At 60.5% G+C, this 15,117-nt stretch carries 13 protein-coding genes; 7 read left to right on the forward strand and 6 right to left on the reverse strand.

Annotated elements, in window-relative coordinates; genetic code table 11:
- Nucleotides 1-2: 2 nt before the first annotated feature.
- From QRN50_RS12510 to QRN50_RS12520, 3 genes are all read right to left on the reverse strand, one after another.
- Nucleotides 3-1,127, reverse strand: coding sequence for an ABC transporter ATP-binding protein (locus QRN50_RS12510; RefSeq protein WP_096104450.1), 1,125 nt, complete (start codon nt 1,125-1,127; stop codon nt 3-5).
- 277 nt (nt 1,128-1,404) lie between these two features.
- A complete protein-coding gene (locus QRN50_RS12515; RefSeq protein ID WP_003341145.1) occupies nt 1,405-2,034 on the reverse strand; it encodes a response regulator in 630 nt (209 codons plus the stop codon).
- Nucleotides 2,031-4,043 carry a sensor histidine kinase gene (locus QRN50_RS12520; protein ID WP_096127037.1) on the reverse strand — a complete coding sequence of 671 codons (2,013 nt, stop codon included), beginning with the start codon at nt 4,041-4,043 and terminating at the stop codon, nt 2,031-2,033. The genes QRN50_RS12515 and QRN50_RS12520 overlap by 4 nt, the downstream gene beginning before the upstream one ends.
- 114 nt (nt 4,044-4,157) lie before the next feature.
- Between QRN50_RS12520 and QRN50_RS12525 the strand changes: the two genes are divergently transcribed.
- Nucleotides 4,158-5,162 (forward strand): alpha/beta hydrolase family protein, encoded by a 1,005-nt coding sequence (locus QRN50_RS12525; protein WP_024651923.1) that lies wholly within the window; start codon nt 4,158-4,160, stop codon nt 5,160-5,162.
- 21 nt (nt 5,163-5,183) lie between these two features.
- Here QRN50_RS12525 and QRN50_RS12530 read toward each other — a convergent pair whose 3' ends face one another.
- From QRN50_RS12530 to QRN50_RS12540, 3 genes are all read right to left on the reverse strand, one after another.
- Nucleotides 5,184-5,951, reverse strand: coding sequence for a DnaJ domain-containing protein (locus QRN50_RS12530; RefSeq protein WP_024642762.1), 768 nt, complete (start codon nt 5,949-5,951; stop codon nt 5,184-5,186).
- Complete coding sequence (gene murU / locus QRN50_RS12535; RefSeq protein WP_003402035.1) at nt 5,952-6,623, reverse strand: N-acetylmuramate alpha-1-phosphate uridylyltransferase MurU; 672 nt, start codon at nt 6,621-6,623, stop codon at nt 5,952-5,954.
- 97 nt (nt 6,624-6,720) lie between these two features.
- The gene (locus tag QRN50_RS12540) at nt 6,721-7,743 is read right to left on the reverse strand and encodes an aminoglycoside phosphotransferase family protein (protein WP_032655944.1); all 1,023 of its coding nucleotides are present in this window, start codon (nt 7,741-7,743) and stop codon (nt 6,721-6,723) included.
- A gap of 129 nt (nt 7,744-7,872) precedes the next feature.
- On the opposite strand from QRN50_RS12540, the gene QRN50_RS12545 reads away from it, so the two are divergent.
- The 6 genes from QRN50_RS12545 (at nt 7,873) to QRN50_RS12570 (ending at nt 15,117) form a co-directional block, all read left to right on the forward strand.
- Nucleotides 7,873-10,653 (forward strand): LPS-assembly protein LptD, encoded by a 2,781-nt coding sequence (locus QRN50_RS12545; protein WP_060400820.1) that lies wholly within the window; start codon nt 7,873-7,875, stop codon nt 10,651-10,653.
- Nucleotides 10,634-11,956, forward strand: coding sequence for a peptidylprolyl isomerase (locus QRN50_RS12550; RefSeq protein ID WP_024639777.1), 1,323 nt, complete (start codon nt 10,634-10,636; stop codon nt 11,954-11,956). The genes QRN50_RS12545 and QRN50_RS12550 overlap by 20 nt, the downstream gene beginning before the upstream one ends.
- Nucleotides 11,953-12,942, forward strand: a complete 990-nt coding sequence (gene pdxA, locus QRN50_RS12555) for a 4-hydroxythreonine-4-phosphate dehydrogenase PdxA (protein WP_003402040.1) — start codon at nt 11,953-11,955, stop codon at nt 12,940-12,942. The genes QRN50_RS12550 and pdxA overlap by 4 nt, the downstream gene beginning before the upstream one ends.
- Complete coding sequence (gene rsmA, locus QRN50_RS12560) at nt 12,939-13,745, forward strand: 16S rRNA (adenine(1518)-N(6)/adenine(1519)-N(6))-dimethyltransferase RsmA (protein ID WP_003402042.1); 807 nt, start codon at nt 12,939-12,941, stop codon at nt 13,743-13,745. The genes pdxA and rsmA overlap by 4 nt, the downstream gene beginning before the upstream one ends.
- A 116-nt stretch (nt 13,746-13,861) precedes the next feature.
- On the forward strand, nt 13,862-14,242 hold the full coding sequence (gene apaG, locus QRN50_RS12565) for a Co2+/Mg2+ efflux facilitator ApaG/CorD (protein ID WP_024639778.1): 381 nt from the start codon (nt 13,862-13,864) through the stop codon (nt 14,240-14,242).
- On the forward strand, nt 14,242-15,117 hold the full coding sequence (locus tag QRN50_RS12570) for a symmetrical bis(5'-nucleosyl)-tetraphosphatase (RefSeq protein WP_011269135.1): 876 nt from the start codon (nt 14,242-14,244) through the stop codon (nt 15,115-15,117). The genes apaG and QRN50_RS12570 overlap by 1 nt, the downstream gene beginning before the upstream one ends.

Consider the following 15,117-nt stretch of genomic DNA (forward strand, 5'->3'; position numbering starts at 1 on the left):
GATCAATGCACTGGCTGCAAGGGGTCGAGCGCACGGACGTGCTCGACTTGCCAGCCGATGGGCACCACGTCGCCCACGCTCAGGCCGGGGTCCAGTTCGGCAATCGGCTGTTTGACGAAGAAGTCGTGCTTGCCGGCCACTTCCAGACGCACACGAACGTGGTCGCCCAGATAGATGAACTCGGCCACACGACCGGAAAAACGGTTGGCGCAGCTCTCGCTGCGGCCATTGAGGTTGATGCGCTCGGGACGGATCGACAGGGTGACCGGGCCACCTGGCTGACCGACATTGATTGCCAGCGCGTGGACTTTTTCGCCACGCTCCAGCTCGACCACACAGCGGTCGCCGTCCTGACTGACCAGACGTCCGTTGAGGCGGTTGTTCTCGCCGATGAAGTTGGCGACGAAGGTGTTCTTCGGTTCTTCGTACAAGCTGCGGGGCGGCGCGATCTGCTGGATCTCGCCCTGATGGAAGACCGCGACCCGGTCCGACATGGTCAGCGCTTCGCCCTGGTCGTGAGTCACATAGACCACGGTCACACCCAGGCGCTGGTGCAAGTGCTTGATCTCCATCTGCATGTGTTCGCGCAGCTGCTTGTCGAGGGCGCCGAGCGGCTCATCCATCAGCACCAGTTGCGGTTCGAAGACCAGCGCACGCGCCAGCGCAACGCGCTGCTGCTGGCCACCGGACAGCTGCGCCGGATAGCGATGCGCAAAGGTATCGAGCTGGACCATGCCCAGTGCCTTTTTGACCTTCTCGCCGACGTCTGTCTTGCTCATGCCACGCACCGATAACGGGAACGCCAGGTTCTCGGCCACGGTCATGTGCGGAAACAAGGCGTAGTTCTGGAACACCATGCCGATGTCGCGTTTATGCGGTGGCACGTTGTTGATGGCGCGGCCACCGAGGAGGATTTCACCGGCCGTCGGGGTCTCGAAACCGGCCAGCATCATCAGGCTGGTGGTCTTGCCGGAGCCGGAAGGACCGAGCAGGGTCAGGAACTCGCCCTTGCGAATGTCCAGGTTGAGGTCTTTGACGATCAGTGCTTCGCCGTCGTAGCTCTTCTGCACACCACGAAAGCTGACCAGAACATCATTTGCTCCAGCGCTTGTATCGACGTCGCTCATTACCCACACCCTTGTTTTGTCTGCGTGGGCTCCAGCCTAGAGCAGCCCGAAGCCCCCGCAAATCGGTGGCCGGGAGAGAATCGCCTAGGCCGGCTGGAAGGCCAGGGGTAGGGATTGCCCTACAGAGATGGCGCGATTGGATAAGTCGGCTCAGGCATCCTTCTCGACGCACTGCGTTGCAAGAGGACGCAGAGCGTCCCGAACGGCATGCCCACGCGGAGCATGGGCACAATAGTGTTCTCACGGACGCCTATCGTGCCGGGTGTCGTTTTCAGACTCAGAGCAGCTTGTGCTCCATCGCGTACTTGACCAGATCGGCCAGCGAGTTGAGTTTCATTTTTTGCATCAGCCGCGCCTTGTGGGTGCTGATGGTCTTGCTGCTCAAGGCCAGTTGCTGAGCGATGTCGTTGACGTTGGCGCCCTGGGCGAGGCGCTCGAATACCGAAAACTCGCGCTCCGACAGCAGCGAGTGCAGAGGCCGGCTGTCGGTGAGACCCACTTCAAAGACCATGCGGTCAGCCAGGTCCGGATCGATATAACGCCCACCGGCCGCCACCCGGCGAATGGCCGTCAGCAGCAGCGCCGGGTCGCTGTCCTTGGTGGCATAACCTGCTGCGCCGACCTTCAGGGCACGCGCGGCCATCTGCGCCTCATTGTGCATCGACAACACCAGAATGGCCGGCGGGTTGGTCAGTGCGAGAATCCTCGGTATCGCCTCGAGGCCATTGACGCCGGGCATGGAGATATCCAGCAGCACCACTTCGCAGGCCACATGACGCAGGGTTTCGAGCAACTGTTCGCCGTTGCTGGCCTCGCCCACCACCTGCAGATCCCTGGCCAGACCAATCAATTGCTTGATCCCTTCACGCACGATGGTGTGGTCTTCGGCTACCAAAACACGAATCACTGTCTTCGCTCCTGTGCGAGGGTGTCCAGCGGGATATAGGCGCGCAAGGTTGTGCCCTCACCCACCTCGCTGTCCAGCTCCAGTCTGCCGCCGAGCATCAGCACCCGCTCGCGCATCCCGACCAGACCGAACGAAACCGCCCTGCCCGACTCGATGACAAAGCCCTGCCCGTCATCAGCGATGCTCATGCACATCATGCCGTCCTGCAGCGTCAGGCTGATCTCTACCGTGTGTGCGCGGGCATGGCGCATCACGTTGGTCAGCGCCTCCTGAAGGATGCGGAACATGCCCGTAGCCCTGGCATCGCTGAGCGCCGGGAGATTGTCCGGCACCTGCACCAGGCACGGAATCTGAGTACGCGCCTCGAAACGGCGTGCCTGCCATTCGATGGCCGAAGCGATACCGGCGTCGAGAATCGGTGGGCGCAAGGCCGTGGCAACATCGCGCACCAGTTGAAACAACTGAGCGATCAGACGCTTCATGCTGTCCAGCCGCTCGCTCAGGCCAGGGTCGAGGTCGGCATAGGCCAGCTCGCACATCGACGTCTCGAGTTTCAATACCGTCAGCATCTGACCCAGCTCGTCGTGAACCTCGCGGGCAATATGCGCCTTCTCTTCTTCACGCACGCTTTCCAGATGCGCTGACAACTCACGTAACAGATCATGCGCGCGGCGCCGCTCGCTGACGTCAGTGAGAAACACCACCAAGTATTCAGCGTCACGAAAGCGCAGGAAGCTCAACGAGACATCGACAGGCAGCAGGCTGCCATCGGCGCGCAGGCAATGGGTCTCGAACACTTGCGGGCTGTCTTCGCTGGAGCGTGCGTTCTTCCACAGGTTGAGCCAGCGATCCATGTGCAGACCGGGCTCGAAATCGATCAGCGGGCGCTCGACCACCTGCCCCGGCGCATAGCCCAGCATGGATTCCGCCGCCCGGTTGGCGTAACGCACGCGGCTGTCCCAGTTGACCCAGAGGATGCCGACGGTGCTTTGATCAATGGAAAACTGCGCCAGGCGCAGCGCCTCCTCCTCTTCGACACGGCGGGCGAGTTCTTCACGCGCAGCCAGCAGCTCCTGCTCCAGCGCCTGCTGCTGGCGACGCTGCCAGATCACGATGGCGAAACACGTCAGCAACATCACCAGCAGCAGAATGCACAGGTTCTTCCAGAGTTTGGTCGACTCGATGAAGTGGGACGGGGTCAGCGGCATCCAGCGCGCGTGCAACTGCTCCAGCTCCTTGGCAGGGATCGCTCGCAACGCTTCGCTGACGATGGCGGCCAGCTCCGGCATGTCGCGTCGTGAAGCCACACGCAACAATTGCGGCAGCCCGATATCCCCCACCACCGCCAGCCCGGCGAACTCCGGCTCGCGCAGCAGACGACTGAGTTGCGCTTCGTCCACCACGGCATAACGAGCTTGCTGGCTGAGCAACAGCTGCAAGGCCTGGCGCTCCAGCGGCACGCCTTGCAGGTTGAGGTGTGCAAAGTTGCTGCGCAGGTAGTCGGCCGTGGTGCTCGGCATGCGTACCGCGACGCGCGAAAGGCTGTCGAGTTTCTCCAGGTCCACGGCAGTGCTGCCATCACGTTCGCCGATCAACAGCTGCGAAACACGCAGATACGGGTCGGAAAACAACCACAGACGCAAGCCTGCGGGGGTTTGCATCAAGCCGGGCGCAACGTCGATTTCCCCCTTGGCCAGCGCGTTCTCCAGCGCGCTCTGATCAGGAAAATTCCGCCACAGCAAGTCGACCGGCAGCGTCGCCGCCAGCGCATTAATCAGGTCGACGTTGGCGCCGGATAACTGCTGCAAACGTTGATCAAACTGTGCGTAAGGCGCGCGCAGTACCAGCCCTACGCGCAGGGGGCCGTGCTGGTCGAGCCAGTTGCGTTGCGCTGCGCTCAACTGCGCAACGGCAGGTGTTTGAGGTTCATCAGCCTGCGTATTCGCCATCTGAGCCATCAAGAGCAAGGCCAGGCAGCCGATAAAACCGGTGCGCAGAAGACGAATCATCAGTATGTCGCTCTCGTGTGTGCGTATCACGGCCGTGTGCCGCGCAGGCTCAGGCCTGACAAAAGCCGATCAACCCATTAGGCTGCCGGGATAGTTTCTGGCTTGGAATATCCGATGTCCTACACCTTTCGCGCAACGTTTCCTGCATTGTTTCTGTCATTGATACTGCCTTGCGCCTTGCCTGCCCTCGCAGCCGACCCGGCGCCTGCCCCGGCCAAGGACGCGGCTGCAGAAGCGCCCGTCGAAAGAGCCCCGCTGCTCAGCCGCTCGCAGGAAGACGCAATAGCGCTGGAACGTCAATTGCCGCGCGAAGATCAGCAACAACTTCAGGCTGGAGACGACAGCTTTCTCGCGCTCTGGAAACCCGCCAACACTGAGGCCCCTGAAGGCGCGGTCATCATTGTGCCTGGCGACGCCGAGTCACCGGACTGGCCCGACGCTGTCGGCCCGCTGCGACGCAAGTTTCCGGATGTGGGCTGGTCGAGCCTGAGCATCACCCTGCCGGACCCGCTCGACAACACGCCAGGAGCACGCGAGCCCGATGCTGCTCCAGCAGATGCAAACACCGCCAAAGCCACTGACGCACCGAAGGAAACCCCCAAGGACGCCACCGCGACGGCAAAAGACCCGGCCGCAGAAGCCGAGGCCCTGGCTGCGGCTGAAACGGCCAAGGCTGCTGCCGACGAAGCGCTCGACAAGGCTCAGGCCGAGCGCATCTTCGCGCGGATCGAAAGTGCGATCAGCTTTGCGCAGCAGAACAAGGCACGCAGTATCGTGCTGATCGGCCACAGCAGCGGCGCGTACTGGGCGGCCAGGTTCCTCAATGAGCGGACATCGCCTGTGGTGCAGAAACTGGTGATGCTGGCGGCGCGTGAGCCTATGAATGCCAAGCCTTCGCTGCTGGACATGGTGCCTCAGCTGAAAGTAAAAGCCGTCGACTTCATCTACAAAAACTCACCTGACGAGGCCGCAAAGGCCCGCCTGCAGGCCAGTAAACGCACCAAGGGGCCAGGCTTTACCCAGATCGGCCTGATCAACATCGCCGGCAGCGGAGATACCGAACAAGAGCAGCTATTCCGCCGTGTTCGTGGCTGGATAGACGCCAAAGAGGAAAAATAAGCGCCACACGCACCAGCAGGTTCAGTTGAACCCGCGTCGGGCTTTGACCACCCGATAGGCATTGTGCAACTCGCTGGTCTTCTCGGTCGCCACCCGCACTTGCTGAGGATTGGCGCCCGAACCGGCAATCTTGTCAGGATGATGGCGGCTGAGCAGACGCCGATAGGCGCGCTTGATGCTCAAAGGATCGGTGTCCGACCTTACCCCCAGCAGCGTCATCGCACTTTTGTAGTCGTCGCCGCTGCTGATCGGCGAGCGCTTCATGGGGTCGTGGTCAGCAGCCAGCGCCTCGACTTGCGGCCCTGTCCAGCCAAGCCACATCCCCCATACCCCGATCAGCTCGCGCTCGACCCGAGAAGCCTTGCCGTCCGCCCAGGCCATCCGCCAGCAGGCACGCAACATATCTTCGGCAATGTCCGGCTGCCCTTGCAGACCACGCAGATAACTGCGCAGGCCATCGCTGCCATCGCGGCCGCGCTTGAAGGCGTTGATGGCGCGCAACTGATCCGTCTCGTTCAGATTCAAACGGCGCATCTCGATACGTGCCTGGTGGATATGGCTGGCCAGAACCCGTCCGCCACTTTTGGCCAGACGGCCCAGCAACACAAACAGCAGGTCATTCTGGGGGATCGCTGCACGTCCACCCAGGCGCTCACGCAGATGCGCCCAACTCTGCAGTTTCAGGCGCCGATCCAGCGCCTGACCCAATAGAGCCCCGAGCATCGCGCCTGGAATGCTGGCAATTGCATAACCGGCTCCAGCGCCGATCAATGTGCCGGGCCAGAGCATTCAGCGAGTCTCCGCAAGCAACTGCTCGACTTCAGCCAGGCGCTCGTGGGTACCGACATCGACCCAGCGCCCTCTGTAGTGCTCACCCGTGACCAGCCCCTGATGCATCGCCTCGCGCAACAGCGGCGCGAGCTTGAACGCGCCGGGCTCGCAGTTGGCAAACAGCTGTGGATGGAGGATGGCGATACCGCTGTAGGTCAGCCGCTGCCCCGCCGAATCGTCGTCGCGCACCTGACCATCGACCAGCGAGAAATCACCTGTCGGATGATGCGCGGGGTTATCGACCAGTACCAGGTGCGCAAGGCCTTCAAGCGGCACGCGCAATGCGCCGAAGTCGTAATCGGTCCAGATATCCCCGTTGATCACCACGAACGGCTCCAGGCCAAGCAATGGCAACGCCCGCTGTATGCCGCCGCCCGTTTCCAGCGGCAGACCTTCGGGGGAGTAACGGATGCTCAGGTCGAAACGCTGACCGTCGCCCAGGTAATCCTCGATCTGCTGGCCCAGCCACGCATGGTTGATGACCAACTGGTGAAACCCTGCATCGCGCAAGGCGTTCAGGTGGTATTCGATCAACGGTACATCCCCGACACGCACCAACGGTTTGGGCGTGTGCAGGGTCAACGGGCGCATTCGCTCGCCTTTACCGGCAGCGAGAATCATCGCTTTCATGCAGTCCTCTTCGACACAATCAAGATCTTTTCCAAAGTGGCCATCTTTCAAAGCGGCCCTTTATAAAACCGGCTGTTTATCACGTTGACGGTTTCTGTCAGACAGCGGTGTCTACCGGCTGCAGACTGGTAAGCAATTGCCCGAGCTGCGCCAGCTCTGGGCGACGTGACAGTACCGCCTCTATATAAGCGAAAAAGCGCGGAACGTCTTCCAGGTAACGAGGTTTTCCATCGCGGTGGCAAATACGGGCAAAAATGCCGATCACCTTCAAATGTCGCTGTACGCCCATCAGATCACTGGCGCGCTCGAAAGCGGCAAAGTCTTCCTGTACCGGAATGCCGATGGCCCGCGCCTGATCCCAGTAGGTGCGCAGCCAGTCACTCACGCGCTCCTGTGGCCAGCTCAGGAATGCGTCCTTGAACAGGCATGTCACGTCATAGGTAACCGGGCCATAGACCGCGTCCTGGAAATCCAGCACGCCCGGATTGGGCTCGCTGATCATCAGGTTGCGCGGCATGTAGTCGCGATGCACCAGCACTTTGGGCTGTGCCAGGGCGCTGTTGATCAGCAGCTCGCTGACCTGCTGCCAGTCGCTCAGCTGCGCCTCGTCCATCTCGACACCCAGGTGCCGCTTCACGTACCACTCGGGAAACAGCTCCAGTTCACGGCGCAGCAACGCGACGTCATAGCTGGGCAACGGCGCGTCCATAGGCAGTTGCTGGTAAGCCAGCAACGCCTGAATGGCATCAGCGAACAAGGCATCGGCATTGTCGGCGTCAATGACATCCAGATAAGTCTGACGACCCAGATCGTTGAGCAGCAAAAAGCCTTGTGTCAGGTCTTCGGCATAAATTTTTGGAACATTAATGCCCGACTTTTCCAATAAATGAGCGATATCCACGAACGGTTTGCAGTTTTCCTGCGGTGGAGGGGCGTCCATGACAATAAAAGTTCGGCCCGCACCCTCCCAGCGAAAATAACGGCGAAAACTTGCGTCACTACTGGCCGCAGTCAACGTAGCCGGGGGCACGGCGCCCCAACCGTGCGCCGAAAACAGCGCCGGCAACTGCTCATCGAGCCAAACTTTCAGGGATTGCAGGCGTATATCTTGATCTGACATTACAAGGGTCTCCGACGGCGCTAGCCGTCAAGCGGGTCATGCTTTATTATCCGGAATCTTTTTCAGCCCATCGAGAGGCGTGCGGCCCCCCCGCGGGCAGATGGCGCGCAGGAAGCCCGGACTAATAAGATGGCATTGAAATCCCCCGCGTTTCGTAAAAAATTTCCGTTGCTCGTAACCGGCAGTCTGCTGGCGATGCAACCTCTGGCCACTCAGTTCGTGGTCGCCGCGGAACAGTATGACTGCTCAGTCTCTGCTTCGGGTGCCTGGAACTGTGCGCCGAAATCCAATGCTGCTGCAGTGGATCTGCCTCCGCGCCCCGTGCATGACACGACGTCGGTCAGCTCCAACGGCACGGTCACCTCACAAGGCACCTCTTCGGGTGAACAGTCTGCGGGTACGCAACTGGTCACTGAAGCCAAGGGCAAAGGTCTGAAGTCGCGTAGTGCTGACTACAGCCACCTCGATTGGGTTCCTCGCGAAAAGCTTACCGCAGCGCAACTGGCCGAGACCGGCCCGTATTGCTCGGGTGCCTACGTCGAGCCGATCCGTCCTGGCATGGACGACAAGACGCCGATGAAAGACGCGCCGATGTTCGTGGGAGCCAAGGCTTCGCGTTACGAACAGGACGCGCAGGTCGCAACGCTGGCCGGTGATGTGGTGATGCGCCAGGGCAGCATGCAGGTGCAGGCCCAGGAGGCTGCACTGCATCAGGCCGAGAACCGTGGCGAGCTGAACGGCGATGTCCGTCTGCGCGACAACGGTGCGCTGATCGTCGGTGACAAGGCCGAACTGCAACTCGACACCGGCGAAGCCCGTGTCGACAACGCCGAGTACGTCCTGCACAAGTCGAACATTCGCGGTAACGCCCTGTACGCCAAGCGTGCAGAGAACGCGATCATCCGGCTCAAGGACGGTACCTACACGACGTGCGAGCCGAACAGCAACGCCTGGACGCTCAAGGGCAACAACATCACGCTGAACCCGGCCACCGGCTTCGGTACCGCGACCAACGTTACCCTGCGGGTCAAGGACATACCGGTTCTGTATACGCCGTATATCTACTTCCCGATCGACGACCGTCGTCAGTCCGGTTTCCTGCCGCCGACCATTGCAGCAGGTGGCGACAACGGCTTCACGCTGGTCACCCCGTACTACTTCAACCTGGCACCGAACTACGACGCCACGTTGTACCCGCGTTACATGGCTGATCGTGGCTTGCTGATGGAAGGCGAGTTCCGCTACCTGACCAAGGGCAGCGAAGGTCAGTTTGGCGGCGCGTACCTGAACGACGAGAATGACGACCGCAAACAGCAGTCCGATTACGACAAGACCCGCTGGATGATCAACTGGCAGCACAAGGGCGGGCTTGATACGCGCTGGCTGACCCAGGTCGATTACACCGATATCAGTGATCCGTATTACTTCCAGGATCTGGAAACCGATCAGATCGGCGTGAAAAGAACAGACTTCCTCAACCAGCAGGGCTCCCTGACCTACCGTGGCGACAGCTTCTCGGCAGTGCTCAATGCTCAGGCCTACAAGCTGGCGACGGTTGCCAACGTTACGCCGTACAACCGCCTGCCTCAGCTGACGCTCAACGGTACGTTGCCCTACAACCCCGGCGGCCTGAAGTTCGATTATCAGACTGAAGCGGTGCGCTTCGAGCGTGACCTGCGCAGCGGCGCGTTCATCGATGAAGATGGCAACTCCGAAACACGTCTGGACAACAACATCTCCGGCCTGGCTCGCGCAAACGGTGATCGCCTGAACCTGGCACCGTCGGTCAGCTTGCCGATGAACTGGACCTATGGCTTCCTGACGCCGAAGCTGAAGTATGTCTACACGCAATACGATCTGGATCTGGACAGCCAGGGCAAAAACACCCTGCTGGCCGGCGAAGAGTACAGCAGCAGCCAAAGCCGCAGCGTACCGATCTTCAGCGTCGACAGCGGCCTGTACTTCGACCGCAATACCAACTGGTTCGGCAAGGATTACCGCCAGACCCTGGAGCCGCGCCTGTTCTATCTCTATGTTCCCGAGAAAGACCAGACCGACATCCCGGTATTCGACACCAGCGAAAGCACGTTCAACTTCGCCTCGCTGTTCCGTGACAACCGCTTCACCGGTTCCGACCGCATCGGCGACGAGAACAAACTGTCGCTGGGCGTCACCAACCGCTGGATCGAGAACAACGGTTTCGAACGTCAACGCTTCAGCATCGGTCAGGCGCTGTATTTCGAAGACCGCAAGGTGCAGTTGCCGGGTGTCGCGTTCGCTGACCGTGACGATGCGCGCTCCAACGTTTCGCCTTACGCACTGGAATACGAATACCGCTTCAACCGCGACTGGCGCTTCAACTCCGATTTCAACTGGGATCCGGACAGCCGAAGCACCCGTTCGGGCAGCGCAATGTTCCACTACCAGCCTGAAGACAACCCGAACAAGGTCGTCAACCTCGGCTATCGCTATCGTAACGACCAGATTCGTTACGACGAAAGCACCGGCCGTTGGGTCGTGGGCGGTGGCGACTACGGCACTCCGGGTTCGCCAAACTACGTGAAGGACTACTACAAGATTCAGCAGCACGATTTCTCGGTCATCTGGCCGATCGTGCCGCAGTGGAGCCTGATCAGCCGTTGGCAGTATGACTACAACCGTGAACGCACCATCGAAGCTTTCGGCGGGTTCGAGTACGACAACTGCTGCTGGAAAATGCGTCTGGTCAATCGTTACTGGATCGACTACGACGAATTCAGCCAGGCAGCACCTCAGAACGAGAAAGGCGACCGCGGCATATTCCTACAAATCGTGTTGAAGGGGCTCGGCGGTGTAACTGGCGCCAAAGTAGACAGCTTCCTCGACAAAGGCATCCAAGGTTATCGTGAACGTGAAGACCAAGCTTTCTGATTGTCTGCGCCCGCTGATGCTGGGCGCGTTACTCCTGAGCGGTGCAGTGCATGCTGCGGTTCAACCTCTGGACAGTGTCGTGGCCATCGTCGACAACGACGTGATCATGAAAAGCCAGATGGACCAGCGTGTACGTGAAGTTCAGCAGACCATTGCCAAGCGTGGCTCTGGTGTACCGCCTGCCGAAGCCCTGCAACCACAGGTTCTGGATCGTCTGATCCTGGAAAACCTGCAGTTGCAGATGGGCGAACGGTCTGGCATTCGAGTCTCCGACGAAGAGCTGAACCAGGCCATCGGCACCATTGCCCAGCGCAACAACATGAGCGTGGAGCAGTTCCGCGCCGCGCTGGCGCATGACGGCCTGTCCTATAACGATGCGCGCGAACAGGTGCGCCGGGAAATGATCATCAGCCGCGTGCGTCAGCGCCGGGTGGCCGAACGTATCCAGGTGTCCCAGCAGGAAGTGAAGAACTTCCTCGCCTCCGATATGGGCAAGGCTCAGCTGTCTGAAGAGTTTCACCTGGCCAACATTCTGATCGCCACACCTGACAGCGCTTCTTCGGACGCCATCCAGGCCGCAGCGGTCAAGGCCAAGGGTATCTACGACCAGCTGAAGAAAGGTGCTGACTTCACCCGTCTTGCAGCCACCTCCTCGTCCAGCGAAAACGCACTGGAAGGCGGCGACATGGGCTGGCGCAAGGCTGCACAGTTGCCACCACCCTTCGGCGACATGCTCAGCTCGATGCCGGTCGGTGACGTAACGCCTCCTGCGCGTACGCCGGGTGGTTTCATCATTCTCAAGCTGTTGGAAAAGCGTGGCGGTCAGGGTCAGGCGCAAATGCGTGATGAAGTGCATGTGCGTCATATCCTGATCAAGCCAAGCGAAATCCGTAATGAGGAAGAGACCAAGCGTCTTGCCCAGAAGATCTACGACCGCATCGAGAACGGCGAAGATTTCGCCGAGCTGGCAAAAAGCTTTTCGGAAGATCCGGGTTCTGCACTCAATGGCGGCGATCTGAACTGGGTTGATCCCAATTCTCTGGTTCCGGAATTCCGTCAGGTCATGAGCGAAACACCACAAGGCGTCTTGTCCAAACCGTTCCAGACCCAGTACGGCTGGCATGTCCTCGAAGTGCTCGGTCGTCGCTCCACGGACGCTACCGATCAGGCTCGCGAACAGCAGGCGCTGAACGTACTGCGTAACCGCAAGTACGACGAAGAGCTGCAAACCTGGCTGCGTCAGATCCGCGACGAAGCCTACGTTGAAATCAAACTCCCTGGCGCGACCCAGGCTGCACAGTGAAACCCAAGCGTTTCGCACTGACACCCGGCGAGCCGGCCGGCATAGGTCCTGACCTTTGCCTGCTGCTCGCCACGCAGCCTCAGCCATACCCCCTGATTGCCATTACCAGCCGTGACCTGCTCCTGGAGCGGGCCGCGCAACTGGGTGTAGCGGTCAGTCTGATCGATGTCACCCCCGAAGCGTTTCCCGACCTGCCTGCACCTGCCGGCAGTCTGTACGTCTGGGATACGCCACTGGCTGCTCCGGTGGAAACCGGCGTACTGAACAAGGCCAACGCGGCGTTCGTCCTGCAAACCCTGACCCGCGCCGGCCAGGGCTGCCTGGATGGGCTGTTCAGCGGCATGGTCACCGCCCCGGTGCACAAAGGCGTCATCAACGACGGCGGTATCGCATTTTCCGGACACACCGAATTTCTCGCTGAACTGACTCACACCGAACAGGTGGTGATGATGCTGGCAACCGGCGACCTGCGCGTGGCACTGGTGACCACTCACCTGCCGTTGCGCGATGTGGCCGACGCTATCACAGCGGATCGTCTGGAGCGAGTGACACGCATCCTGCACGCTGATCTGGTCACCAAGTTCGGCATTGCCCACCCACGCATTCTGGTCTGCGGCCTCAACCCTCATGCCGGCGAAAGCGGGCATCTGGGTCGTGAGGAAATCGACATCATCGAACCTGCTCTGGAGCGCCTGCGCAGCGAAGGCCTGGACTTGCGCGGCCCGCTGCCTGCAGACACTCTGTTTACCCCCAAATATCTGGAGCACTGCGATGCAGTGCTGGCGATGTACCACGATCAGGGCCTGCCCGTGCTGAAATACAAAGGTTTCGGCGCAGCGGTCAATGTGACGCTCGGCCTGCCAATCATCCGCACCTCTGTCGATCACGGCACGGCGCTGGACCTGGCTGGCACCGCGAACATCGACACCGGCAGCCTGCACGTCGCACTGCAAACCGCCTACCAGATGGCCGAGACCCATTCATGACCGAGCAATACCAACACCGGGCGCGCAAGCGCTTCGGGCAGAACTTCCTGCACGACGCAGGCGTTATCGACAAGATCCTGCGTGCCATCCGTGCCAGACCTGAAGACCGGCTGCTGGAAATCGGGCCGGGCCAGGGTGCACTGACCGAGGGCCTGCTCGACAGCGGCGCTCAGCTGGACGTGGTCGAGCTGGACAAGGACCTGATTCCGATCCTGAACGGTCAGTTCGCCAGCAAGCCGAACTTCAACCTGCATCAGGGCGATGCACTGAAGTTCGACTTCAACACCCTCGGCGCCGAACCGCGCAGCCTGCGGGTGGTGGGCAACCTGCCGTACAACATCTCGACACCGCTGATTTTTCACCTGCTGCAGAACGCCAGCCTGATCCGCGACATGCACTTCATGCTGCAAAAGGAAGTGGTCGAGCGCATGGCTGCCGGACCCGGCGGCGGTGACTGGGGTCGTCTGTCGATCATGGTCCAGTACCATTGCCGCGTGGAGCACCTGTTCAACGTCGGACCGGGTGCGTTCAACCCGCCGCCGAAAGTGGACTCGGCCATTGTGCGCCTCGTCCCATACGAAACACTGCCGCACCCTGCCAAGGATCACCGTGTGCTGGAGCGCATCGTGCGTGAAGCGTTCAACCAGCGTCGCAAGACCTTGCGCAACACGCTCAAGCTGCTGTTGACCAGCGATGAGATCACCGCTTCCGGAGTAGACGGCAGCTTGCGCCCCGAGCAGCTCGATCTGGCTGCATTCGTTCGTCTGGCGGACACTCTCAGCGAAAAAGTTGTGACAGAGTGAACCCTGGGGACAAGTAAACGGCAGGCTCAGTCGTCATTTTCCGCTTACTTGTCCTAGACTGATCTACCTGCCGCACACGCCCTTTTTTCGCAGCTATGGATTTCAAGGCCTATTGCATGCCCGATTCTCGTTACAAGGTCGACGTCAGCGTCGTCACACGCTTCCTCTCGGAGCAGTCGCAACCCGAGCAGAACCGCTTCGCTTTCGCCTACACCATCACCGTGCACAACAACGGCGAGTTACCTGCCCGACTGCTGTCGCGGCACTGGGTCATCACCGACGGTGATGGCAATGTCGAGGAAGTGCGTGGCGAAGGCGTGGTTGGCCAGCAGCCACTGATCAAGAACGGCCACAGCCATACCTACAGCAGTGGTACGGTCATGACCACCAAGGTCGGCAACATGCAGGGCACCTATCAGATGCTGGCCGAAGACGGCAAACGCTTCGATGCCGTCATCGAGCCATTCCGGCTGGCCGTTCCGGGCTCGCTGCACTGATGGCGGTGTACGCCGTGGGTGACCTGCAAGGCTGCCTCGAACCTCTGCAATGCCTGCTCGAGCACGTTCACTTCAACCCGGAGCAGGATCGCCTCTGGCTGGTAGGTGACCTCGTTAACCGTGGTCCGCAATCGCTGGAAACGCTTCGCTACCTGTACAGCCTTCGCGAATCGCTGGTGTGCGTGCTGGGTAATCATGACCTGCACCTGCTTGCAGTGGCGCGCAAAAAAGAGCTGCTGAAAAAAGGCGACACGCTGCTTGAAATCCTTGAAGCGCCTGACCGTGACGACCTGCTCGGCTGGGTGCGTCGGCAAAAGCTCATGCATTACGATGCTCAACGCAATGTCGCCATGGTGCATGCCGGTATCGCACCACAGTGGACGCTGAAAAAGGCCTTGAAGCACGCTGCCGAAGTCGAGCACGCGCTGCAGGACGAGCAGTTGTACGGCGCCTTTCTTGACGGCATGTACGGCAATGAACCGACCAGGTGGGACAACGACCTGCAAGGCGTGACGCGTCTGCGGGTCATCACCAACTACTTCACGCGTATGCGCTTCTGCACCAGCGACGGCAAGCTCGATCTGAAGAGCAAGGAAGGGGTCGGCACCGCGATACCTGGCTACGCGCCCTGGTTCAGCCACCAGAGCCGCAAGACCCGCGACGTGAAAATCATTTTCGGCCACTGGGCTGCGCTTGAAGGTCGCTGCGACGAACCGGACGTCTTTGCCCTGGACAGCGGATGTGTCTGGGGCGGTTCGATGACGCTGCTCAATGTCGATACGCTTGAACGCCATCAGTGCAATTGCGATGCTATGGGCAATGCCGCAGACGGGCTTGTTACCCGAGTGCAACCCGGCGCTACTCCCCTTCCGTAA

It is taken from the genome of Pseudomonas sp. MEJ108 (genome assembly GCF_030208985.1).
GTDB classification, from domain to species: domain Bacteria; phylum Pseudomonadota; class Gammaproteobacteria; order Pseudomonadales; family Pseudomonadaceae; genus Aquipseudomonas; species Aquipseudomonas fragariae.